Here is a 24640-nt window from a genome sequence, read left to right as displayed (position 1 = left end):
TTCCGACTACTCTATTCTCCCCAGCATAGCTGGGGGATTAGACTTTTCATTTATATTTGGAATATTCTCTTCTTCCACTGAAACTGCCAAAACTGTCGTTCCTGCGCTATTCATGCACAAAACCAATAAAAGTGTCCAGGCTATCCATCTTAGCCATCTCTTTTTCCTCTTCACACAAATTCCTCCTAAAAACATATTTTCCTTTTCTCAACTATCTGCCTTTTTTATCCATTCCTTCTGCATTGCCGCTGCTATAAAGCACTGCAATAGTTTTTTTGAAAATACACCACATTCACCGTTGGCAATCATTCTTATGGCTTCTTCATGCTTTAATTTTCTTTTATAGGGGCGTACACTGACCAATGCATCATAAGCATCCACAAGGCCTACTACCTGAGCACAAAGTGGTATTTCATCACCTTTTAGTCCATCCGGGTAACCAGAACCATCATATCTTTCATGGTGATATCTGCATATTTCATAGCTATACTTATTAAGTTTTTCTGTCGTAGCTCCTCGTGGAAACCGCAATGTCATCTCTGCCCCTGTAAGAGGATGCTGCTTTACAATTCCCATCTCATCAGCTGTTAATTTACCGTTTTTGTTCAATATCTCTATCGGCACACGGATTTTTCCAATATCATGAATTGGAGACAGATGAGAGACATTTTCTATTTCTTCCTCTGTAATCCCATACTCCGGATAGTTTTTCTGTAGTTGAAGATACACTTGTTTTGTATAAAAACAGATATCATCCTGATGTTCTGTTTCTATAAGATTATTGTGATTCAACACTGCAGCCAGAAGCGAAACCATTTTCCAATACTGTTTTGTCTCATCCTGTGCTTTTTGTCTTAATTCCCGTTCCATATTTACAATTGTGTTAGGAATAACTTTTGCATTATGGAATGTAATAACAGCAGTTTTCTCATTTTCATCCACAAATCTTTTTACTTCCATCCAAACATAAGTCTCTGAGTTTTTCTCGCTTCTTCTTTGATAAACGATATCTTCTTCTGAACAGCCCTTTTTCAAATGCTCTGTCAACGAATCGCTTTTCAAAAATTCCTGCAGTTTTTCACAATCCTTTTCACATACATATTTTTCACAATATACTTTCAGAAAATCATCATATGTTCCTGCAGTTTTTACATCATCATAAATCCCCCTGTTATGAGAATAGATACATTCATAACTGTTTTCCGCTAAATCAACTTTCAGAATGATATAAAATCGTCCAAAATATTCATCTTTCCCAGGTCTGATAATATCAGAGATTTTCACATTTTCTAATCGGTTATTGTAAGTGTTCTGTAAGTCCAATAAGACTTGATGTACTTTACAGCAATCCGTATAGTTTCTGGAGCAAAATCCATCCTTTTCAAGACAGCGACTGATTGCCATTGTTGATTCCATACATGATATGACATCAAATAAAGAAATCTTTTCTGAATTTTTGGCAAGGGCATATCCTCCACTGATACCTTCAGAAGCTGAAATAATCTTCTCTTTTTTTAACTGCTTTGTGATTTTGGGAATATAGCTCTCCGGAATCTTTAATTCAGAAGCTAATTTTGCCGTTGTAACCCTGCGCTTTTTTATTGCCAAATAACAGACAATCCTGATTGCATAATCCGTTGTATTTGTAAGCTGCATAAGTGCTCACCTCTCTCTTTTTTCTTTGTCCCGTACATAAACTCATTGATTGAAACAGGAAGATTCAAATATGTTTTCCAATTCTTATGCCTCATTTTTCGCATCTTCCTTCCTGTTCTTCTGCTTCTCCATGAGTAATCCGCAAAGGCAGATAACTGAGCCAAAGAATAAGAACAAATAGCCTGCAACCGGACTATCATCACCTGTCTTTACCGGCGAACCATTATGAATAATATCCTTTGATCTTGGGGAAGATGGAACCGGGTTTTGATTTTTACCAGTTTGACCGGTATACGAGTTTTTGAATGAAACCTTCGATACTTTATCTCCATTTTCATTTTTGACCACTGTTACCGCCATCAGTTCATTATTGGAATCAAAGAATCCTTCAATCGTTACATCATAGGTTTTTGAATCATATGTATAATTTTCTTTATTCTCTGTTGCCTGGTACAGCTTGTAATGATATTCTCCTGCCTGTCCGACATTCATAATCAGCTCTGTAGAAGAATTGCCACTCATATTCCAGGTAAATGTTCTTCCATTGCTTCCCTCCGGCATTGGATTTTGTATCTGATCTGCTATTAAAACATAAGAGCCTGTTTTGTCAGCATCTGCAGAATTGTTTACTTCAAATATCTGTTCCACTGGTATTTTCACTGTTGTGTTTTTGCCAGCTGCCAGTACTGGTTTTTGAACACCCAGAAAGAATATCATGGACAGGAATATAACCATGGCTATTTTTGTCAAACGTGTTGTTCTCATGCTTCTCCCTCTCCTTCTTTCTTCTTGTTTCTTTTCTTTTCTATCTGTCTTGCTATCAGCATCAGTACAAGGACAATCAGGATAAACCATACAATAACTGGCACTTTTCCTACTGCATTTTTCAGTTCATCAATTCCTGTACCTACGTTTTTGGCTTTTTCTTTTTCCGGATATATCTGATCTGTTAAGCGTCCCATCAGGATATTTCTTCCATTTGTCATATCCGATGTACAGGTGGTCAGCAAAACCAGATGATCATCTTCCGTTATATTCATATCTCTTTTATATAAAACATTGTTCTCGATTTCCTGCAGATACTCCTGTTTCGCTTCTGGTGTGTCCAGACACACATTGAAAATCGTCTCATTATAAGCATCTACCTGCATCAATGCATAGAATTCGATTCCATGATCTTTTCCGTCAAAGAACAGATTTCCATATGGATGTTCGTTGAAATACTGTTCATTTGTAAATTCACCGATATCTCCAAACATCATGTGCTTTTCCATATGGTGACCATATATAATATTATCAAAATCCGAAAAATCCGGCTTATTTGCACAATGTAAAAAGATTGCTCCGCTTAAGGAATAGTTTCCTTCCGCATCTGTATTCATATAAGTATCATCATTGTCCGTCTGCACCAGTGGATAATTGATATTTGTGTCATTCACTCGTATCCATCCAATCACATCCGGATTGATTTTCTGTAATTCTTCAAAAGATTTTGTATTCTTTTCTGTCGGAATATATGCTTCATAGTTCTTTGCATCTGCTGTCTGGTATACCTGGTGGGAGTCCCACAGCATATAACCGGAGAGAAACATAGCTGCAAGAATCAGTGATAAGGCTGTGAAGTTTACAATATGGTCTAATCCTCTGATAATTCCTTTCAGCACTTTCTTCATCCGAAGCATATGTACAAGTTCCTTTCACCATTTCTGTTTCTTTTATATTTATCAAAACTGGTTCATCTGACCAATTTGCTCGCAAAATTAGCAAAAAGGGATGCGGCGGAGCAACGCCGCACACATCCCCTTTCCTGGTTGCTATATTTTATTATTTCTGTAATCTTCTGCGTTTGAATCCTACAAAAGCAATCAGTGCTACACCGCAAAGTGCAATCATCAGAACGTATGGAAGAGTGTTCATGATGATACCAGTTACAGGTACATCGTTGTATGTATTGGTTACATCAACGGTATTCTGTTTCCGACCTAATTTCTGACTATTCTGACTATTTACTACTGTAAATTCTGTGTTGTATGATGTTGCAGCAACAGAAGTCAGCTTAGTACCATTGATAGTGATTTCAGCACTACCTTTATAGTTTTTAGCTGCAGACTCTTTTACAGTAATTGTTGTTCCTACTGGAACACCAGTGAATTTCATGTTTTTATTTGCTTTCAAATGGAATGTGTATGTTCCGCCCTCAGCAAGTGTAACATCACCTCCATTAGCTTTGATTCCGCCAAGTGTGCTTGCATTTGTTCCAGCCGGGAATGCAAATGTTGCTGTGAAAGTGAACTCATCGTCAGGAGTTGTTGTTGTACCATTTGCATTAACAACTGCTTTAGATACCTTCAAAGAGCCATTCTCATTATATGTCGGATCAGGATCTGTAGGATTTGTACCTGTACCAGCTTCCTGTACATAAGTGTTAGTAAAGATGAAAGTATTAGTATCGGTATTTCCAATATCTACTTTACCAGTTTCTGTCTGACCTGCATCATCTCTCACTTTATTTACAACGATATTAGAAATTTCTGTACCAGTTGCACCATCTGTAACATATACATCCATTGTATACTCAGCCTGTGACATGATCATTTTTTCATGATCACTGTTTGCTACTATTGGATCTGCTGTCTGTGTCTCTTTTACAGTATACTCATACTTTCCTGCTTCTGAATATGTCGGAAATGTAATCTGACTTCTCTTAGAAGTTGTTCCTGTTTGATCAGCTGTAAACGAAATTGTTGGTATTTTAACGTCAGCTGTTGTACCTATTAAACCATCACCTGTTTTCTGTGTTGCTGTAAAGCTAAATGTTTCAGCCTTTCCGACCTCTGTGTTGTAGGTCTTAGTAATCCAAGCCTCGGTTGTCTTGCCCCCATCTGCCGCAAATGTTGGCATTGCCATTCCCATCGTCATGGCACCAGCAGCAACAACTGCGAGCACTTTTTTGAACATTTTGTTCATGCTCATAATGATTCCTCCCTTGTAGATAAAATATTATTTGTTTTTATTTGATTAACGGAGGAGGGGATTAGAGTCCTCTGGTCCGAATAACCGCAATCGCTTTTCCTTTGACGTCTTTAATATTGATGCAGCCATAGATTCTGCTGTCTGACGCCTCCGGTCTGTTATCACCCAGTACAAATATCTGACCTTCGCCAACAGTGATTGGAAAGTCAACTCCATTTTGAAACTGTGTGGTGTCAAAATAAATATCCTGTGAAATCTGCGTAGCGCCGTTAATCATCAAACCGTCTTTTGTTATATCTACGGTATCACCTGCGACTGCTACGACCCTGCCTGTGGTTGTTCTGCCATCTTTCTTAAATACTGCAATATCACCGGACACAAAACGCTTGTCCAGTCGATAATACATGACCAGATCACCATCTTTTATTGCTGGTTTCATAGATACGTCATTGATTCTCGCCATCCCGTACATAAATGTAAAAACAAGGATGACCGCCAAAATGATAAGAACAATCTTCAATAACAGCTGAAAGATATCTTCTCCCAGTGTCGTTTCCTGTCTGGGAAGCTGTTTCTCATTATTCTGTTCTTTCTCAACCTGTTTCTTTTTCATGATTCATTCCTGCTTCATATCAACTTAGATAATCAAGGTATCCTTTTATGTACTGGTTAAAGTATAGCACTTGTTTTTTGCAAAAATAATACAGAGAATAGGAAGATATTTTCACGTTTTGCTACAAAAAATTTGTAGTTATCGGTTTTTCGCAAAAAAAGAAACCATACCATAGAGATATAGTTTCTCTTTGAATTACAGTGTTTCTGCCATTTTGAATAAAACGATTCCATTTCTAACAGCCAGCATCTCAGCAGAATTCTTGAAATCAATGCCGGAAATATCTTTTATTTTTTTCAATCGCCCTGAAAGAGTACGATAATTTACATAGAGTTTTTCAGCTGCTTTATTCGCACTCTTATCACAGTCCAGATACGCCTGCAACGTTTCAATCAGTTCTCCATCATGTTCTTTATCATACCAATATAATTTCACAAGTGACTCTGGCACATATTCCATCAGTTCATCACGATTTTGGATTTTTTCAAAAATCTGGAAAAAACCGAGCTTAGAAAAATCGGCTACCGATATATTCTTATCACCATAGAGATATCTGAGCATATCCATATAGTCTATGATTTTCTTTGAATCCTTAAAAGATTTTTTCAAATCTCCATATCCATTAACAATACTTCCAATGCCAATCTGAAAATCCGTTGTCTTATTTCTGTGAAAAATCTGCTTCTGTACTGTCTGATATAATTTTTCCATTTCTTCCCGGAACCCTGCTTGTGTTTCCCCAGGCTTAATTTCATGAATACACACAATCTGATTCAGATTCCGGTAAATATGTTCATCCGGAAGTAATCTCTGAATCTCGCCTTCTATCACTCCGATTTCTTCTAATTCTTCTTTTGTATAATAATCTTCGCTATTGCTTGAAATCGTATGAAAACTTACCACACAATATTGATCTGTATCTTCCAATTTTAGCATTCTTGCAGCTTTACTCAATTCATCGCCCGTTAATAAACCATTAAGCAAGCTATATTCAATATCTCGTTGATATTTTTTTTCTATCTCATTTCGAGCATATGTTTCCATAAAACTATACTGTAAAGTAAAAACAGCATTTCCCAATGCCATATAGTCCAGTATTGTTAATGGCATATTCACTTCCGTGACTACCAAATAAACTTCTACCCGACCTAACACATGTATTTTTGTAATATATTGCGTATGCTCTTTTCTCTGTTTTTTGTATTCAAATCTGGTAACAATATCCGGTTTATATTTCTCAACATTTTTCTCAAATACAAAATCAGACAGATCCTGCGTTGTGGACGCACAGCAAGTTAAGTTACTATAATATAACGCTACCGGATTGCCAATCATAGAAGACAATAGAAATAAAATATTTTTAGTTGGATCTTCAAAATTCTCTCCATCCAATAACATGTTAGAAATATTGTCGTGTGTCAATTTGAAATAAATCAACCGTGCGATATTTTCATCATAGATCTGCAGAATAACATATTTTATAATACCCCAATAATACTCATCTTCCGAAATTTCTATCACTGGAATATTACGTTCCGAACAAAACTTTAATAAAATATCATAATAATTGACTTTCTGTACCATGTCCGGATGCTGCTTTATAATAAATCCACTGACCTGTTTCTTCTCCAGTTCATTCAAATGTTTCCGAAACTCTCTGTCCGTTTCTCCGAAATACACTTTCATATTTGTAAGAAGAAGCTCTCCTCCAGTCAGATATCTTTCCATATCTTCTATTTCGATAATTCGTATACCTTTAATTTCCTGATTCAGATTTTCTTTACATGTCACTAATCTCATATCAGGAAATTGTTTCGATTCTAATAATTGTTTTACCGTATAAGCCATTCAGCACCTCGTCAAATTCGTCTTTTGTTGTCTACTTTGGTTGTACCAGCATCTGATGTTGTGTTTTCAAAAGTGGCATAAGTATACAGTGTAATTATACCCCCCCCCCCGAAATTTTCTGTCAATTTCTTCATGCGTATAAAATGCATATTTTATATAGATTCAAATAAAAAAGACAGCTCGCATCTTTGTCGAACTGTCCATTACTTCTTCAGGCTGCGGATAAAAGTCATAAAAATTTCTCTTTCCTTCTCATCCAAGCCATCCCAAATCTCAAGTATTTCTTTTTGCTCTTTTGTCAGATCCAATCTGCTTTCATCATCTGAAAAAAATTGTGCGATTGTAATTTCAAAAGCATCACATATTTTTTCCAGATTAGCCATCGTCGGCATACTCTTCTGATTCAGCATATTTTCCAGAGCCGTCTGCGTTATTCCTGTAAGCTGAGCTAACCTATATTTTGTATATCCTCGCTTCCGGCATAGTTCCGCAATTCTTAACGGAATATACTCTTCCACACACAAGTATATACACCTCTCTTCTAGTCTATGATACCAATATTGTACCTGTTGACCAGAAGATTTATTAGACATTTATTTATTGATTATATACTCTTGTACGCAAGACTATTCAAGTAAAAAAATATAGCTGGACAGTCCACGATATTCAGTTGTTGCATATATTTATGATACTTTCTACGAGGAAATCTGTCAAATACATGTTGTTAAAAAATGATATTATAACTCAAAAAATCCTGATAGATAACTTTATCTATGCAGTTACCTATCAGGATGGGAATTTTATCTTCCACCACGATCAGCTCCTCTCTCCGGCTTCTGTTGATATTGTCAGCATATATGAAGTTTTGGCTTTATCTTGTAGTTTGCGAATATCCGTATAAATAGAAAAAGCCCTTTGAGAAAAGGATTTCTCCTCTCCCAAAGGGTAGTTTAACTTTTACTTAGAATTATCTTTTTTAATAACTAAGTTATAATTGCTATCATAATACAGTCCAAGTTCTCTACACATTCTATCGTTCACATTATCTAACGCTTTCTTATATTCTGCATACGTTGGAGACAGAACCATTAAATTAGGAATGAATATATCGTTATATCCTTTATTTTGTAACTCTTTCTGCATTTTTCTCTGTGCAATAAATGCTGGATGGTATTTCATTATACCGTTTTTCATTTTAGCACCTTTCCATACTTTTTCTTTTAGTCTTTCATATTCACTTTCACTCATATCACGATAATAGGCTATCATCTCATCTGCGGTTCTGGTTTCTTGTGCAATCCCACCTATCATCTTCGCACCTATTCCCATAATAAAAGGAACTTTCAATGTCGTTTCATCGCAATATTCTAATATATTATGTAGTGCCTGCTTCTGTTCCAGAGTCTTCAACCTTACATTAAGAAATGGTTTGAAATGACTTTTAAAATAATCTCCCCATTCTTTTCCCGGTAGCAAAGACTCAATTGCATTTTCAACGGTTTGATAATCAAGTGCCTCATTTGCTTTGTCTGCGTCACCATCATCTATAAATTGCTTCAAAGCTTCAAGTTCTGAGTCTTTTAAAACTTTTTCCTGCACTTTTTCTTGATAAATACGAAGAAGAATACTTTTGTCGCCAGTTTCCAAAAGGCTCTGTATGTCTTTAATACTAATACCGAGTTTTCTATATACTGAAATCTTTTTTAAAGTTTCAACATCTTGTGCAGTATAGTTACGATAACCATTGTTATCTTTATCCACTGACAGCAATCCTTTTTCTTCATAATACTTAACTGCACGCTTTGTCATTCCAACCTCATTTATAATTTCATTTAATAACATCCGATGCACCTCCTTATGATTTATGTTGATAGTATAAGCGTATACGCTGCGTGCAGGTCAAGAGTTTTTCGTCTTTCTTCTAAAAATGGGCAATCCCGATTTCAGGACTGCCCATTCATTCTGCCAATTATGCGATTTTTTCTTGCTTGCACCGATTTCTGCATCAATTGATGTAAGTTTGATGTAAATCGCTGTTTTTTTAGTTTTTTATCAAATGAAGTACGTCCCGTCTATTCGGTAAAACGGTACATCTTTACATCATCTTAATAGAGCTTTGCACCTGCTGGAATATGGTCATCAACCATCAGAAGATGGAGCTTTTCTTCGCCTTCTTCTTCGTGGATAGCACTGAGGAGCATACCGCAAGAGTCAATGCCCATCATCGCTCTCGGTGGAAGATTTGTGATAGCGATAAGCGTCTTTCCAACCAGTTCTTCAGGCTCATAAAAGCTATGAATACCGCTTAAAATGGTTCTGTCTGTGCCTGTTCCGTCATCAAGCGTAAACTGTAACAGTTTCTTTGACTTCGGTACTGCAACACACTCTTTAACCTTTACTGCACGGAAATCTGACTTACTGAATGTATCAAAATCAACAAATTCCTCAAATAAAGGCTCTACCTTTACCTTAGAAAAATCAATCTTTTCAGACTCAGTTTTTACATTTTTTTCAGGTGCTTCAGAAGCTGTATTATTTACATCATTTTTCTTATTTACACCATCTAAGGACTTCATTGTGGGGAAGAGCAGCACGTCTCTGATTGCCTCCGCTCCTGTCAGAAGCATACACATACGGTCAATGCCGAATCCAATACCACCGGTCGGCGGCATACCGATCTCCAATGCGTTCATAAAGTCTTCATCTGTTGTATTGGCTTCATCATCGCCCTGTGCAAGCAGTTCTTCCTGGGCTTTAAAACGTTCTCTCTGGTCGATCGGATCGTTCAGCTCAGAATAAGCATTTGCCATCTCCCAACCATTCATGAAGAACTCGAAGCGCTCTACATATTCCGGATTTTCTGGCTTTTTCTTCGTCAGCGGCGAGATCTCAACCGGGTGGTCCATAACGAACGTCGGCTGAAGCAGATGCTCCTCTACAAACTCCTCAAAGAAGAGATTCAGGATATCACCTTTTTTATGTCTCTCTTCAAACTCAATATGATGCTCTTTTGCAAGTTCTCTTGCCTGCTCCAGAGTCTCAACTTCATTCCAGTCAACGCCTGCGTATTTCTTCACTGCGTCAACCATTGTGATACGCTCGAACGGCTTACCGAGATCCATCGGGATTCCTTTGTATACGATCTGTGTCGTTCCGAGCACTTCCTGTGCGACAAAACGATACAGGTTCTCTGTCAGATCCATCATGCCGTGGTAATCTGTAAATGCCTGGTAAAGCTCCATCAGAGTGAACTCCGGGTTATGTCTTGTATCAAGACCCTCATTACGGAATACACGTCCGATCTCATATACCTTCTCGAGTCCTCCGACGATCAGTCTCTTCAGGTACAGCTCCAGGGAAATACGAAGCTTCAGATCTTCGTTCAGGGCATTGAAATGTGTCTCGAACGGTCTTGCTGCTGCTCCACCTGCGTTCTGTACAAGCATTGGAGTCTCAACTTCCATGAATCCTTCTCCGCTTAAGTACTTGCGGATCGCACTGAGAATCTTGGAACGCTTGATAAAGGTATCTTTAGACTCTGCATTCATGATCAGGTCTACATATCTCTGACGGTAACGGGTATCTACATCTGTCAGACCGTGGAACTTCTCCGGGAGGATCTGTAAGCTCTTGGAGAGGAGTGTCACTTTCTCTGCATGGATAGAAATCTCACCTGTTCTTGTTCTGAAAGCAAATCCTTCCACTCCGAAGATATCACCGATATCCGATTTTTTAAAATCAGCGTAAGACTCTGTTCCGATCGCATCTCTTGCAACGTATACCTGGATGTTTCCCTGTAAATCCTGAATGTTGCAGAAAGATGCCTTGCCCATGACTCTCTTAAACATCATACGTCCTGCAATTGCCACATGGATCGGGCTTGCGTCCATGATATTTCTTCTCTCTTCGTAATCCTTTTTAAGAGCTTCTTTCGCCTGCTCCTCATCCATTCCCTCTACGTTCGGCTCCTGGCGGTCTTTTAACAGCTCACTCTCATGTGCCTCGTAAAGACCTTTCACCTCAAGCGAATGATGTGTCTGATCGAACTTTGTAATCTGGAACGGGTCTCTTCCGTTCTGCTGCAGCTCTGCAAGTTTCTCGCGGCGAACCTTCAGTAAGTGGTTAATATCCTGTTCCTGTGTCTGCTGTGCCAATCTCTTCACTCCCTTTTCTTTGTATTTTATTAGATATTTCTCTGGATAGAAAGTACTTTGTACTGCATAATTCCGGCCGGTGTTTCTACATCGACAATATCATCCTTGTGCGCGCCGATCAGAGCTTTTCCTACCGGAGACTCATTGGAAATTTTTCCTTCCAGGCTGTTTGCCTCGGTGGAACCAACGATCTGGAACTCGATTTCTTCGTCATACTCCAGATCCAGTACGTCTACTTTACATCCGATATTGATCTTATCAGAATCTACTTCGTCCTCAACAACAACCTCTGCGTTTTTCAGGATTTTTTCGATCTCTTCAATTCTTGCCTCGATATCACGCTGCTCATCTTTTGCTGCATCGTACTCGGCGTTCTCGGAAAGGTCTCCCTGCTCTCTTGCTTCTTTGATTTTACCGGCAATTTCTCTACGTTTGTTTACTTTGAGATCGTGAAGCTCGTCCTCCAGTTTTTTCAGGCCGGCATAGGTAAGAATCGTTTTTTTCTGTTCCATTTTATACACCCTTTCTATCGTTTCTGTATCCAGTCATATCTGATTTTATTCTGTAAACTCTCCGGAAATGCGCTGTATTTTCAGTATTCCCGGTTGAAATAAGGATAGACTCCGCCTATCCTAACAATTAAAGTAGTATAAAGGATTGCCCACGGAATGTCAAGAAAAAAAGAAACGCAGGAAAGATTTTCTTTTTCACAAATCCTTCCTGCATCTTTCTCTTATTTTTCCTTTATTTTTCGGATGAGCTTCCTGTCAGTGCTTTCTTTTTCCAATTTCCTTTTTTATAGAAAATCAGCGTCAGAAGCGCACCCATGCACCAGCTTACCAGCATGGAAATCCAGAGTACCTGATATCGTCCGTTTGGCAGCTCCGGCGTTCTGGTCAGAAAGGCCAGACCGTATGCCAGCGGCACACGGATTACAACGGTAACAACCATCGAAATCCACATCGGGGTCATCGTATCGCCTGCTCCACGCATGACGCCGGAAAGCGACTGTGTTATTGCCATGGCAATATAGCCGACCGCAAGGATCTTCATCATATTGGCACTTAATGTTACGAGCTCTGTGGTATTCGTAAAGATTCCCATCAGATGATGGCCGAAAATAACAATTAAAAGGGTAATGGTCGTTGAGGTTCCGACTGCAATCAGTGTTCCCTGTTTTGCGCCCTGCTCTACGCGGTCCATACGGCGTGCACCGACATTCTGACCGGCATACGTTGTCATCGCGGTACCAAACGAAAAGTTCGGCATCATTGCAAAGCCATCGACACGCATGATGATAACATTCGCGGCGATAACCATTTCACCGAAGCTGTTGGTCAGCGACTGTACGATAACCATCGCCATGGAGAAGATCGCCTGGGTAATACCGGACGGCAGGCCAAGGCGGATAATTTCCATCGAATACTGTTTTTTCATTTTCAGGTATTTGGGCCTGAAATCAAAAATGTCGGTCATACGCATCAGACGCCACATGCAGAGTACTGCAGAAATTGCCTGCGCAATCACGGTCGCGTATGCAACTCCGGCAACACCCATGTGGAACTGGGAAACGAATACAATATCCAATACAATGTTGATGACCGTTGCCACCAGCAGATAAATCAGCGCCGAAATCGAATCGCCGAGTCCGCGAAGGATACCACATAGAATGTTATAGTACGCACTGCCGGCACAGCCCACCATCAGGATCACCAGATACGAGGTACACCAGTCGATGATGGAATCCGGTGTTTTCAGCATTTCCAGCAGCGGCCTTGAGAGGACGGCTCCCAGAATCATAATAATGATGGAAGAAATTGCTGTCAGCGTGACGCAGTTTCCGATCGTCATCGAAAGCTCTTTTCTTTGTTTTGCCCCAAAATACTGCGACACCATGACGCCGGCGCCGACGGAAATTCCGACGAACAAAACCAGAAGCAGGTTTAAGATCGGGCTGGCGCTTCCAACTGCCGCAAGCGCGTTGTCCCCGACATATTTTCCGATCACAATACTGTCAACCGTGTTGTAGAGCTGCTGGGCAATGTTGCCGATCAGCATAGGGATTGTAAAAGCTACAATCTTTTCCCACGGCTTTCCCACCGTCATGTCGGACGGTGCGAAAAGTTCCTTCATAGTCATACACTACACTCCCTCTTTAGTGTTTTTTGTCCCAATACCTCTGTTTATCAGTATAGCACAGAAAAAGCACCCATGATATATCAATATTGGCATATCATAGGTACTTTTTTGACTTATTTTTTATCCTCGTTCCCACTCATTCAGCATCTGTTCCAGCGCCTGCAGGCTCTCCACCTGATTGATCGCCGCGCGCAGCTTTGCCGAGTGCGGAAAGCCTGCCGTATACCATGCAACATGCTTGCGCATCTCGCGGATGCCGATCGCGCCGCCTTTGTATTCCACCTGCATCCGTGCATGGCGGAGCATCATTTCTTTTACCTCATGCTGGGTCGGCCTTGCAAGCGTTTCGCCTGTTTCCATATAATGAAGAATCTGTTTAAAAATCCACGGATTTCCTTCCGCGCCGCGTCCGATCATGATTCCGTCACAGCCGGTCTGCTCCACCAGTGCCTCGGCACTTGCCGCATCTGTCACATCGCCGTTTCCGATAACCGGAATCGAGACTGCCTCTTTTACCCGGCGGATGATATCCCAGTCTGCTTTTCCGGAATAAAACTGCGCTCTCGTTCTTCCATGAACCGCAATTGCGGCCACTCCGCAGTCCTCGAGGATCTTCGCAATTTCCACAGCATTCGCCGATTCTTCGTTAAAGCCCTTTCGAATCTTTACGGTTACAGGCTTTTTCACTGCCTTTACCATGCTTGTCACGATTTCCCTCACCAGATGCGGATCCTTCATAAGGGCCGAGCCTTCGCCGTTATTGACAACCTTTGGCACCGGACAGCCCATGTTAAAATCCAGAATATCAAACGGCCTTTCTTCGATCTGAGCGGCAATCTGCCCCAAAATCTCCGGATCACTGCCGAAAAGCTGCAGGGACACCGGATGCTCACCCGGATCGATCGTCATCAGATCCTCGGTATTTTTATTCTTATATAAAATTGCCTTCGCACTCACCATTTCCATACAGATCAGGCCCGCACCCTGCTCCTTGCACAGGACACGAAACGGCAGATCCGTCACCCCCGCCATCGGTGCAAGCACGAGTGGGTTCGGCATCTCCACGTTTCCGATTTTCAGCGGCGGCATCTTTTGCAGTGTACGTTTCTTATTTTCCATTCGGCTTCTCTCCGTCCTCTTCCATCAGCGCCTCCTCCGGCACCTCCTCACCGAGGAAGAAGACACGGTAATACAGCTCCAGGGATTCCAGCAGCTCCTTTTTTTCTTCCTGATACTGCTTAATCCGAAGCGCGCCGCCGATCTCGTCATACATCGCATCTGCGTCTACAGCCTCTGTCTCAAACTGCAGACTTCCGTCGCTGTCAAACCACATGGTAAAAATACCGCCGATTTCCACCGTAAACATAACACACATAACATGAAGCTCATCCTGCACAGACTGTGGCAGGGATGCAAAATCCTGGTTAAAATAATATTTCTGTTCGTATGCACTTGCTCCGCAGAGCACTACTTTTTCATTATCTGAATACATGATTTTTCCTTTCTCTTCCTTTTTCCGATCTCTCTATACGTAACTGTATAAGCCGCGCACCGAAACCTCGCCGGAATGCACCTCAACGATCGTTCCGTCCTCTTTTTGCACGCGCAGCTCACCGGTCGGCGTGATGCCAAGTGCAACGCCCTCGAACGGTTCCTTCGGATCGAGTACACGCACCGGCTGATCTTTGTTTGCAAGCACAGCCTCATATGCTTCCTTCAGCTCAGAGAGATCCCCTGCTTCCAGGAATTTTTCATAGTCCTCCTCAAATGCCTCCAGCACTGCTGCGACCACTTTCGCCCGGTTGACGGGATGACCCATTTCTATCGCCAGTGAGGTCGCAATCTCCGCGATTTCTTCCGGAAATTCCATCTGATTGACATTGATTCCGGTTCCGATGACAACATAATTGATATAATCAATCTGTGCGCTCATCTCTGTCAGGATACCACAGAGCTTTTTCCCATTCAGCACTGCGTCGTTCGGCCATTTGATTTTCGTATCGACACCGAGCGCTCTTTGCACACCCTGCACTACGGCAAGTCCCATTACAATCGTCAGCATCGGTGCTTTGGCCGGCTCAAGATCCGGGTACAGCAGAATCGACATCGAAACAGAGGTTCCCTCCGGTGATTTCCAGACTCTGCCGCGGCGGCCTTTTCCGGCAGTCTGCGTCTCGGCTGTTGTCAGGGTGCCGTTCGGCGCACCCTCTTCCGCCAGCCGCTTCGCCCACGTGTTTGTCGAATCCACCTCGCGGCTGTAATAAACCGTCTGTCCGACATATTTCGTATGCGTGCGGCTTTCCAGCTCATCCTTCGTTACGAGATCCGGCTCATTTAACAGACGGTATCCCTTATTCTGAACAGCCTCAATTTCGTATCCTTCTTCTTTCAACTGATTCATCATCTTCCATACTGCGGTGCGGGAAATCCCAAAATATTCACACAGCTCCTGTCCGGAAACATTTTTTCCGGATTCCCGCAGAAGACGCAGCGTCTCGGCTCTCTTATTTTCCAGCATATCGTATCTTCACACTCCTCGTGTCGCTTTCTCACATAAGAAGCACGCTTTCTTCGTTTCGTAAAATCAACAGCAGCGCTGCGGAAGAGTTTTCCGCAGCGCTGCTGTGCGTGTTTCTTCGTTATTCTATTATACACAGTCTATTCCGGTTTTTCCACCCAAAACTTTATGCTCCGAGGGTCGCTGCCATAACTGCTTTGATCGTATGCATACGGTTCTCTGCTTCTTCGAATACTCTCGACTGCGCAGATTCAAACACCTCATCGGTTACTTCCATCTCGTTCAGGCCGTAGCGGTCGTGGATCTCTTTTCCGATCTTTGTTTTCAGATCGTGGAAGGACGGCAGGCAGTGCAGGAATACGGCGGTATCTTTTGCATTTGCCATTGCTTCTTTTGTGACACGGTACGGAGTCAGATCGTGGATTCTCTCCTCCCATACGCTGTCCGGCTCACCCATAGATACCCAGACATCGGTGTAGATAACATCGGCATCTTTTGTTCCCTCTTTTACGTCCTCGGTGAGGGTGATGGTTGCACCGCTCTCCTTTGCATACTCCTCACACTGAGCCACAAGCTCTGCATTCGGGAAGTATTTCTTCGGTGCGCAGGCTACAAAATCCATTCCCATCTTTGCAGATGCAATCATCAGGGAATTTCCCATATTGTAACGGGCGTCGCCCATGTAAACGAATTTGATGCCTTTTAAATGGCCAAATTCTTCCTGGATCGTCAGCATGTCGGCGAGCATCTGTGTCGGATGATACTCATTCGTCAGTCCGTTCCATACCGGAACTTTCGAATATTTTGCCAGCTCTTCTACAATCTCCTGGCCGAATCCACGGTACTCAATTCCCTCATACATACCGGCAAGAACGCGGGCAGTATCTTTAATGCTCTCTTTTTTGCCGATCTGGGAACCGGTCGGATCCAGATACGTTGTCCCCATACCGAGATCGTGTGCAGCTACCTCGAAGGAACAGCGGGTTCTGGTGCTGGTTTTCTCAAAGATCAGCGCAACGTTTTTACCACGCAGGGTATCCACCGGAATGCCTTTCTTTTTCTTCTCCTTCAGCTCTGCGGACAGATCCAGCAGATAGGCAATCTCTTCCGGTGTAAAATCTTTCAATGTCAGAAAATCGCGTCCTTTTAAATCCATGGCTTGTTCCTCCTTATATCTGCATATGGTGTATTTTATTATTTCCTATACTGTGATGTTGGGTCAAAAGGTTTTTTGCCCCTTGGTTTCCTTGAATAGTCTCTATTATGAAACAGACCTGTTCATCTGTCAAGAGTAAAATGTATATTTTTACGTATTTTCTTTATATTATTCATATAATATGCATTTTTATGCACTTTAAAAACACTCTCTTTCCCTTTTTCCCGTTATCACGGCTGTCACCGGGGGCTCTTGTAACTGCGGACTTTTGTTCGCTGTCCATGAAAAATCTCCCACATCCGGCATCGCGCTTTCTGTGGGAGAATTCTCTTTTTCTTATCGATTTATCTCTATTTTACTTCTGCACTTCTTTTCCTGCCGGCACTTTCTGTTCCTCCACAATACCTTTGAATGTGGTGGCCAGACTTGCCAGTCCCTGCAGATCGGACGGAACAACAATCTTTGTTGCCTTTCCATTTGCCAGAACACCGAGTGCCTCGAGGCTCTTTAAGGTAAGAACAGCATCGTCTGCACCGGCTTCTTTGATCGCGCGGATACCATCGGCATTTGCCTGCTGTACTTTGAGGATTGCCTCTGCCTGGCCTTCTGCCTCACGGATCCGTTTCTCTTTTTCTGCCTCTGCGCGAAGAATAGCCGCCTGTTTTTCAGCCTCTGCATCGAGGATGGCCGACTGTTTTTTACCTTCGGCAACAAGGATGGTCGATTTTTTCTCTCCTTCTGCAATCAGGATTGCTTCACGGCGTTCACGCTCTGCCTTCATCTGTTTCTCCATTGCTTCCTGAATGGCTGCCGGAGGCATAATGTTTTTCAGCTCGACACGGTTTACTTTAATTCCCCACGGATCGGTCGCGATATCAAGCGCAGCCTGCATCTTCGTGTTGATGATCTCACGGGATGTCAGCGTTTCATCAAGCTCCAGATCTCCGATGATGTTTCGAAGCGTTGTTGCCGTCAGGTTTTCAATTGCCATCAGCGGATTGACAACACCGTATGCAAACAGCTTCGGATCGGTAATCTGGAAGAATACAACGGTATCAATCTGCATCGTAACATTATCTTTTGTGATAACCGGCTGCGGCGGGAAATCCACCACCTGCTCTTTTAAATTCACGCGGATGGCCACGCGCTCGATAAACGGAACTTTAAAATGAAGACCGGTTGCCCAGGTGCCTTTGTATTTTCCAAGGCTCTCAACAACGTAAGCACTGGCCTGCGGCACGATCTTCACACACGATGCTGCAATAAACAGTACAATCACAAGAAGCACAATCAATAAAATTCCTGCAACTCCTCCACCACTCATGTTTCATTTCCTCCTTCTTTTTCTTTGACCTTTACAATCAGCTTGACGCCTTCCACACGGAGCACTGCAACAACAGTGTCCACGGGAATCGTGCCTCCTTCGTTTTCTGTCCGCGCGGTCCAGATATTTCCGCCAAGCGAAACCTTTCCGGTTCCCGCAAGATTGGAGATTTCTTCCGTCACGACTCCTTCCATGCCAACCACACGGTCCACGTTCGTCTTCAGTGTATCCTTATTCAGAAAGCGAACGGCGAACGGACGTGTAAAAAACAGAAGTACCAGCGATACAACAAGAAACAGTACGATCTGAATCACAATCCCTGCTCCGCACATGGCAGCGATCAAAGCAACAAGCGCCCCACCTGCAAACCAGATCGTCGCAAGACCAAGTGTTGCTGCTTCAATCACTAAAAAAACGACGAGTGCGATCAGCCAGTAAACCGGCAGGTAAGCTGTAATACCCATGCGTTTTTCCCCCTTTCTGAAAAAATTGGCTGTTGTATTCATCATACTATAATGATGAAAAAATAACAAGCAAAGTTAAAAACATTCAGAAAAAAGAAAGATTTGTCAGGAATCGTCTACAGACTGTCAATTCCAAGCCGGGACATGAAAACGAGGATGGCTGACAAAAAACCATATGCGTGAATACGTAAAAATAATACGAGGGTGAAGCTTAATAGTTTCCAGAATACCGATTTGATTTGAACTACGTAATGCAGGCAATTCCATATCGTCAGAGTTTTTCGAACAAACGGATCTGACCCATATTGTTTCAGCAGCTTTCTGACCGCAGAAACATTTTTTCCTTCATATGTCATCTCTTCCTTCGCCAGATACATTGCACCAATCACCAGGTGAAACAGCATCAGGTCACCATAATATACAGAACGTCAACCTTCTTTCATTGTACGCCAGTACATGTTGTGATAAAATTATACAAATATCAGTTTTTGTAATTTTTTTAATATAATACAAACAAGCCACACATAACACTGTACGAAAGGATCACAGCAAATGAAAACTCCTAAAATTGATTTTGTGATTACATGGGTAGACGGGTCAGATCCTGTCTGGGACATGCAGCGGCAGGAAACCTTAAGAAAGCAGGGAATCTTTGTGGATGAATCTCTGGATAACAGTACCGCAAGATATCGCGACTGGGATATTTTGAAATACTGGTTCCGTGGTGTTGAAACATTTGCACCATGGGTCAACCAAATTCATTTTATAACCTATGGGCATCTGCCGAAATGGTTAAAGAAAGAGCATCCCAAACTGCATATTGTGCGGCACGAGGATTTTATTCCTGCGGAATTTCTTCCTACCTTTAGTTCCCATCCGATTGAGTGGAATTTTCATCGCATTGAATGGCTGACAGAAAATTTTGTTTATTTCAATGATGATATGTTTCTCATAAAAAAAGTTTCTCCGGAAGATTTTTTTAGAGACGAAAGACCTGTTGACATGCTTGCGCTTCAGCCAGATGTTGCAAATGCAGATGACCAGATTATGCCGTATATCTATCTGAACAATGCGATGGTTCTCGCCAAATATTTCGATAAACAGGAAAATATGAAGAAACAGCCGGGCGCATATTTTCATCCCGGCTATCCGTTGATGTATTTCGGATATAATCTTCTGGAAATGGCATTTCCGCGGTTTACCGGTTTTTATACCGTACACGGGCCATCCCCGCTAAAAAAAGAGTCCTACCGTTTCTTCTGGAAAAACGAAGAAGAGCTTTTGCATCGTGTCTGTTGCCATCCCTTCCGTCACAAAGAAGATATCAGTCAGTATGTTCTACGGGAATATCAGAAGCTGAGCGGAAATTTTGTTCCAAAGAATATTCATAAATTCTGCCGATACTTTAATCTGCAGCCGGAAAACCCGGAGCTGGTGAAGACGATTACGAAGCAGAAGTCAAAATGTATTTGTATCAACGACAGCAACTTTGAAATCCCATATGAAAAAGTAAAACAGGAATTAAACCATGCATTTTCTATCCTGTTTCCGGAAAAATCACAGTTTGAGAAATAAAAAACTGTTTTTCTGTTCGTTCACGTGACAGATTATAAAGCAACATGTATTTTAATTAAAATTGTAATTTTTTACCTCAGATCTATTGACATGTGTGTGATTTTATTTCTATAATAATTTTGTAATAAAAAGAATTTTCACAAGAAAGGAAATTACTGACCTATGACTAAAACTTATAAAAAACCTGTTGTCTCTATCGACACCGGAATGGCAGAAGGCGTTTATGCGGCAAGCGGCCAAGGAACTCTGAATGTTACTTACCACGGCGTGTGGGATCGCTGGGGCACAAATGGCGGTAAAGGTCTTGCAATGGCAGACTGGTCAGGTATTAACGGAACGATCACATTGAACATTACGTTCAACGACACGGTTGATCAGGCGGAAACGGATGATGCATCTGTACAGGCATCCTGCTCCGGAAAGACTGCTACGTTTACCTTTGCCAGCACAGCATCAAATCCGCTGACGATTGGTATCCATTTAAATCACGGAACCAGCATCGACGATCTGAAGATGACCGGCTTCACCTACTCGGTAAGCTAAAAAGCAAACCTGCTCTAAAAACTTTGATAACTGTTCAGAGCCAGGTCTTGCGGTTGTTAGTGCTAAAATTACCGATTCATCTTCAGCAAGTTATCAAAAGAAAAAGCAATGAGGTGCGTCCCCATTGCTTTTTCTTTTTTTATCTTTAAAAATCCTTCTCCATCTCCGCGATCTCCGTTTCACCCACCACTTCGCACTTCTTATCCCGAATCGCATACACTCTCGTACAGATCCCGAGTACCGTAGGCCGATGTGTCGTTACAATGCAGGTTCGCGGATACGTATCCGTCATAATATTGTTCAGCACCTTCCGCTCTGTCGCCACATCAAGTGCTGAGGTTGCTTCATCCAGCAGCAGAATCGGTGATTTCCGAAGCAGTGCGCGCGCAATCGAAAGCCGCTGTGCCTGCCCTTCTGAAAATCCGCCACCGCGTTCTTTCACCATACTCTCAATACCGTCTGGCAGTTTTTCCACAAAATCCCAGGCACATGCCAGCTTTAATGCCTCCATAATCTCTTCCTCCGTTGCTTCCGGCTTCACATTCCGCATATTTTCCGCTATTGTTCCCGAAAACATCGTGTTTCCCTGCGGCACGTAGGAAAACAGCTTTCGCGTAGACGGCGACAGGGCAAGCCTCTGCGATGGTTCCTCTCCTGCACCGATCCAGGCTTCCCCCTCCTGCGCACGCAGCAGGGACAAAATCAGGCGGAGCATGGTTGTTTTCCCCCCTCCCGACGGGCCAACCAGTGCAATAATCTCATGCGGCCACGCTTCCATCGAAGCATTCGAAAACACTTCCGTCCCTGTGTGATACGTATAGCAAAGATCCTGCATCTTAAGTCCGATGCCTCCCGACTGATATTTCTCCGCAAACCATTCTACTTCGCCATCCGCACTGTAATCCTCCTGCGGCATCTCTACGATATCCATCAAACGGCCGGCTGAAATGCCGAGTGATATCGCCGACGGCACAAGACTCACCAAAGAGTTGACCGCACCGGTCAGCGTACCGGAAAGGGACAGAAACATGGTCATCGTTCCATAGGAAATTGCTCCGCTCCAGACACGGTAAATTCCCCAGCCATAGCAGCTGTAGGAAACAACGTAGCTGATCAGCGTCATCAGAAGTGATGTTGCAATGGACATTTTCTGGAAATCGAGCCGCATTTTGATATAGTCCTGCTGCAGATTTTTCAAACGATTTACATAAAAACGGATCATATCGAATGCCTTAATCGTCTGAATGTTGGAAAATGCCTCCTGGTTGAAGCCGTACAGCTTCGCGCTCATCTGTGCGCTCCGCTGATTGTTGTTTGTCATACGCCGCAGCAGCGGGCGCGACAGCAGGGCACTGAACGGGATTCCGAGCAGTGCAAAGACTGCAAATGTCGGATCGTAATGAACAACAACTGCCAGTGCACTGATAAATTTTACCGTGTAAATCACAAGATTCGGCAGCCAGTTCAGAATACCTCCGGAAATGTTCGATGCGTCCGAGCTCCAGCGTGTAACCAGATCGCCCGTGTGATAAGTGGTTAAGGATTCCCAGTCCGTCACCAGAATTTTTTCAAAAATGTCATTCTGGATTTCCCGGTCTACTTTCAGGTTAATCATCGTCGAGGCATAACTGGTCGCCTGGGAAATCAGGGTATTTCCAAAGGAAAATCCTATCATCAGCGCAAAGGTCTGAATCAGCTTTCCTGTCTGGTGGCCTGTGATGATATCGACAAGATCCTTTGAGATCACACTCGATGCCAGTGAAACACCGGTTCCGAAAATGCCAAGCGCCGTATAAAAAAGCATGGCTTTCCAGTACCTTCTAGCGTACTGAAAAATCCAGCGAAATTCCTTCCACATCTTCTGCAGCATTTCTGCCTGAAGGTATTTCCCTATCTTCTGCCGAAGCTCCTTCATGATTCATCCTCCTGCGCCTGTTCCTTTGGAATCCTTTTTTTCATATTTTTCATACAATCGTCCGATCCTGCTTTCTGCCTTTTTTCATCCTCCTCGATCTGCCGCCGTATCGTTTCTACCGCTATGTCATTCTTTGTGCATCGCAGAAAGTAAACCGGCTTTTCCTTTGCAACCGCTTCTGCGAATTTTAAATTTTTTACCATCAGCTCTGCGGTCCAGGGTGGGGAAATCATGCGCTGCATCACGCGGAGGGTTTTCTGTTCTTCTGTCAGAGAAACCAGTTCTTCCGATGGCGCCTTTTCTAACAGTACAATTCCACCCAGCTCTTTTTTCTCCGCCGTAAAGATTTTTGATGTTCCGCACCACGGGATGCCATAGACAACGAATTTCTCTCCCTCTTTTCCGATCAGGTTCAGATCCCCGTTCAGAAACGGTGTCGCAAACAATTTTTTCCAGAGTGCCGTGTGGGTTGATTTTCCCATCCCCGACGGACCGGAAAACAGCCAGGCTTTTTCAAGATACAAAAGGGATGCCGAATGCAGTGCAAACATTCCCCTTCGCTGCGCCAGAAACAGAAATACCGGGCGGATTGCAAGGAAGAGGGAATCCTGCTCTTCCTCGTTGATAGGGCAGCGATAATAAATCCGCGCATAACTGCCGTCTTCTTTCATCCAGATTTCGTAAATATTCTTCAGTGTATCGAACCGGAAAACATAGCCCTCCTCCCAGATGGCAACCGTCAGATCCCTGTTGCGGATCAGAATGGTTCCGTTCTGACGGCTCCCTGGCAGACGTTCTGCCAGTTCCAGGATAAGATCCGGGATTGCTTTCTCCGGATTTCCGCCATCTGTCATGCGAAATGCATCAAACTGCTTCGGAATGCATCCTTTTTCTCCATAGACTTCGATTTTTATTCCCGCAATATGCAGCCGCCCCTCACAGCTTCCCTTCGGACAGCCCAGTTCCCGGCGCACAGCGCCAAATACAAGCAGTTCCTGTACAAATGCCTCTATATCCTTCGCCAGTTCTCCCTGCTCCTCTTTTGGGATCTCATAATATGCGGCCATCTTGTCTGTCAGTGCTTCCACCGTCTGCGGCTGTTCCAGCATCTCCCATAACCTCAGAGCCGTTTCATTCAGTTCCATTCCACGCTTCTGGTCTGCAATTTTCTGTCCATAGGGCAAAAGATAAACGGTTTTTCCGATTTTCTGCAGCAGATATCCTTCCTGTCTTCTGATTCTCATTTTTTGTTCCTTTCTGTCTTTTCGCTCCGGAAAAGAGATGCTATAATAAATCTATCTTTTTTTCAGAACGGAGTTTCCATATGTATACCTACGACATTGAACAGCTCTTAAAAGACGGCTCCGCGATCCGGCTGAAGCCGCAGGGCTACAGCATGTATCCGCTTTTTCATCCCGGACGGGATGAGGCCGTCATTGAGGCGTATCCGATTCATCTTCTCCGCCGCGGCGATGTCATTCTTTACCGCCGTGAACAGAGCATTCTTGTGCTTCACCGGATCTGCCGCATTACTTCGGATGGCTTTTATCTGGTCGGGGACAATCAGACCGAAATCGAAGGGCCGCTCCGCCCGGATCAGATCCGTGGGAAGCTGACAGGTGTTGTGCGCAACGGGAAATCGTTTTCTGTCTCTCATCCGGTCTACCGCATGCTTTCCTCTCTCTGGCTGTTCCTGCGCCCCATCCGCCCGTTTTTCTGGCGTATCATGGCACTTTTTCGCAAAATTTCTTCCGGGCGGTAA

At 42.9% G+C, this 24640-nt stretch carries 23 protein-coding genes; 3 read left to right on the top strand and 20 right to left on the bottom strand.

The window, feature by feature from the left end:
• Window positions 1-6: 6 nt before the first annotated feature.
• The 18 genes from DW769_RS16470 to DW769_RS13400 all read right to left on the bottom strand — a co-directional run bounded on the left by DW769_RS16470 (window position 7) and on the right by DW769_RS13400 (window position 18845).
• The gene (locus DW769_RS16470; protein WP_158579828.1) at window positions 7-174 is read right to left on the bottom strand and encodes a hypothetical protein; all 168 of its coding nucleotides are present in this window, start codon (window positions 172-174) and stop codon (window positions 7-9) included.
• A gap of 33 nt (window positions 175-207) precedes the next feature.
• Entirely contained in the window at window positions 208-1656 is a 1449-nt protein-coding gene (locus DW769_RS13485; protein ID WP_118750496.1) for an Rrf2 family transcriptional regulator, read from the bottom strand.
• Between the two features lie 84 nt (window positions 1657-1740).
• Window positions 1741-2421, bottom strand: a complete 681-nt coding sequence (locus DW769_RS13480; RefSeq protein WP_118750495.1) for an FctA domain-containing protein — start codon at window positions 2419-2421, stop codon at window positions 1741-1743.
• The gene (gene srtB / locus DW769_RS13475; RefSeq protein ID WP_118750494.1) at window positions 2418-3338 is read right to left on the bottom strand and encodes a class B sortase; all 921 of its coding nucleotides are present in this window, start codon (window positions 3336-3338) and stop codon (window positions 2418-2420) included. The genes DW769_RS13480 and srtB overlap by 4 nt, the downstream gene beginning before the upstream one ends.
• A 142-nt stretch (window positions 3339-3480) precedes the next feature.
• Entirely contained in the window at window positions 3481-4629 is a 1149-nt protein-coding gene (locus DW769_RS13470) for a DUF7601 domain-containing protein (RefSeq protein WP_118750493.1), read from the bottom strand.
• 61 nt (window positions 4630-4690) lie between these two features.
• Window positions 4691-5242: a signal peptidase I gene (gene lepB / locus DW769_RS13465; protein ID WP_055169112.1), complete on the bottom strand. Its 552-nt coding sequence runs from the start codon at window positions 5240-5242 to the stop codon at window positions 4691-4693.
• Window positions 5243-5437: 195 nt separating this feature from the next.
• Window positions 5438-7090: a PucR family transcriptional regulator gene (locus DW769_RS13460; RefSeq protein ID WP_118750492.1), complete on the bottom strand. Its 1653-nt coding sequence runs from the start codon at window positions 7088-7090 to the stop codon at window positions 5438-5440.
• A gap of 203 nt (window positions 7091-7293) precedes the next feature.
• Window positions 7294-7683: a helix-turn-helix domain-containing protein gene (locus DW769_RS17085; RefSeq protein WP_279220890.1), complete on the bottom strand. Its 390-nt coding sequence runs from the start codon at window positions 7681-7683 to the stop codon at window positions 7294-7296.
• Between the two features lie 364 nt (window positions 7684-8047).
• Window positions 8048-8932, bottom strand: a complete 885-nt coding sequence (locus DW769_RS13445; protein WP_117714600.1) for a MerR family transcriptional regulator — start codon at window positions 8930-8932, stop codon at window positions 8048-8050.
• Between the two features lie 263 nt (window positions 8933-9195).
• The gene (gene lysS / locus DW769_RS13440; protein ID WP_118750489.1) at window positions 9196-11244 is read right to left on the bottom strand and encodes a lysine--tRNA ligase; all 2049 of its coding nucleotides are present in this window, start codon (window positions 11242-11244) and stop codon (window positions 9196-9198) included.
• Window positions 11245-11273: 29 nt separating this feature from the next.
• Window positions 11274-11756, bottom strand: a complete 483-nt coding sequence (gene greA, locus DW769_RS13435) for a transcription elongation factor GreA (RefSeq protein WP_022461080.1) — start codon at window positions 11754-11756, stop codon at window positions 11274-11276.
• A gap of 232 nt (window positions 11757-11988) precedes the next feature.
• A complete protein-coding gene (locus tag DW769_RS13430) occupies window positions 11989-13383 on the bottom strand; it encodes an MATE family efflux transporter (RefSeq protein WP_117805257.1) in 1395 nt (464 codons plus the stop codon).
• A gap of 120 nt (window positions 13384-13503) precedes the next feature.
• On the bottom strand, window positions 13504-14502 hold the full coding sequence (dusB, locus tag DW769_RS13425) for a tRNA dihydrouridine synthase DusB (protein ID WP_242991169.1): 999 nt from the start codon (window positions 14500-14502) through the stop codon (window positions 13504-13506).
• Complete coding sequence (locus tag DW769_RS13420; protein ID WP_117510128.1) at window positions 14492-14875, bottom strand: DUF6145 family protein; 384 nt, start codon at window positions 14873-14875, stop codon at window positions 14492-14494. Before DW769_RS13420 ends, dusB begins: the two co-directional genes overlap by 11 nt.
• 33 nt (window positions 14876-14908) lie before the next feature.
• Window positions 14909-15901, bottom strand: a complete 993-nt coding sequence (locus tag DW769_RS13415) for a biotin--[acetyl-CoA-carboxylase] ligase (RefSeq protein WP_118750488.1) — start codon at window positions 15899-15901, stop codon at window positions 14909-14911.
• Window positions 15902-16067: 166 nt separating this feature from the next.
• Entirely contained in the window at window positions 16068-17057 is a 990-nt protein-coding gene (argF, locus tag DW769_RS13410) for an ornithine carbamoyltransferase (protein WP_117761273.1), read from the bottom strand.
• A gap of 355 nt (window positions 17058-17412) precedes the next feature.
• Window positions 17413-18381 (bottom strand): SPFH domain-containing protein, encoded by a 969-nt coding sequence (locus DW769_RS13405; protein ID WP_117761275.1) that lies wholly within the window; start codon window positions 18379-18381, stop codon window positions 17413-17415.
• Window positions 18378-18845, bottom strand: a complete 468-nt coding sequence (locus DW769_RS13400) for an NfeD family protein (RefSeq protein WP_117805259.1) — start codon at window positions 18843-18845, stop codon at window positions 18378-18380. The genes DW769_RS13405 and DW769_RS13400 overlap by 4 nt, the downstream gene beginning before the upstream one ends.
• A gap of 552 nt (window positions 18846-19397) precedes the next feature.
• Between DW769_RS13400 and DW769_RS13390 the strand changes: the two genes are divergently transcribed.
• Together DW769_RS13390 and DW769_RS13385 are read left to right on the top strand one after the other, a co-directional pair.
• Complete coding sequence (locus DW769_RS13390; RefSeq protein ID WP_118750487.1) at window positions 19398-20420, top strand: stealth family protein; 1023 nt, start codon at window positions 19398-19400, stop codon at window positions 20418-20420.
• 162 nt (window positions 20421-20582) lie between these two features.
• Window positions 20583-20963, top strand: coding sequence for a hypothetical protein (locus DW769_RS13385; protein ID WP_118595567.1), 381 nt, complete (start codon window positions 20583-20585; stop codon window positions 20961-20963).
• A gap of 145 nt (window positions 20964-21108) precedes the next feature.
• On the opposite strand, the gene DW769_RS13380 is transcribed toward DW769_RS13385, so the two are convergent.
• Both DW769_RS13380 and DW769_RS13375 read right to left on the bottom strand, forming a co-directional pair.
• Window positions 21109-22878, bottom strand: coding sequence for a peptidase domain-containing ABC transporter (locus DW769_RS13380; protein ID WP_117801616.1), 1770 nt, complete (start codon window positions 22876-22878; stop codon window positions 21109-21111).
• On the bottom strand, window positions 22875-24122 hold the full coding sequence (locus tag DW769_RS13375) for a PqqD family protein (RefSeq protein ID WP_118750486.1): 1248 nt from the start codon (window positions 24120-24122) through the stop codon (window positions 22875-22877). The genes DW769_RS13380 and DW769_RS13375 overlap by 4 nt, the downstream gene beginning before the upstream one ends.
• A gap of 80 nt (window positions 24123-24202) precedes the next feature.
• Between DW769_RS13375 and DW769_RS13370 the strand changes: the two genes are divergently transcribed.
• Window positions 24203-24640 (top strand): S24/S26 family peptidase, encoded by a 438-nt coding sequence (locus DW769_RS13370; RefSeq protein ID WP_118601158.1) that lies wholly within the window; start codon window positions 24203-24205, stop codon window positions 24638-24640.

Origin of the sequence: Blautia sp. AM29-29 (assembly GCF_003480555.1) — a bacterium.
Lineage (GTDB): Bacteria > Bacillota > Clostridia > Lachnospirales > Lachnospiraceae > Fusicatenibacter > Fusicatenibacter saccharivorans.
The sequence above is the reverse complement of the archived record's forward strand: the minus strand, read 5'-3'. Positions and strand labels throughout refer to the sequence as shown.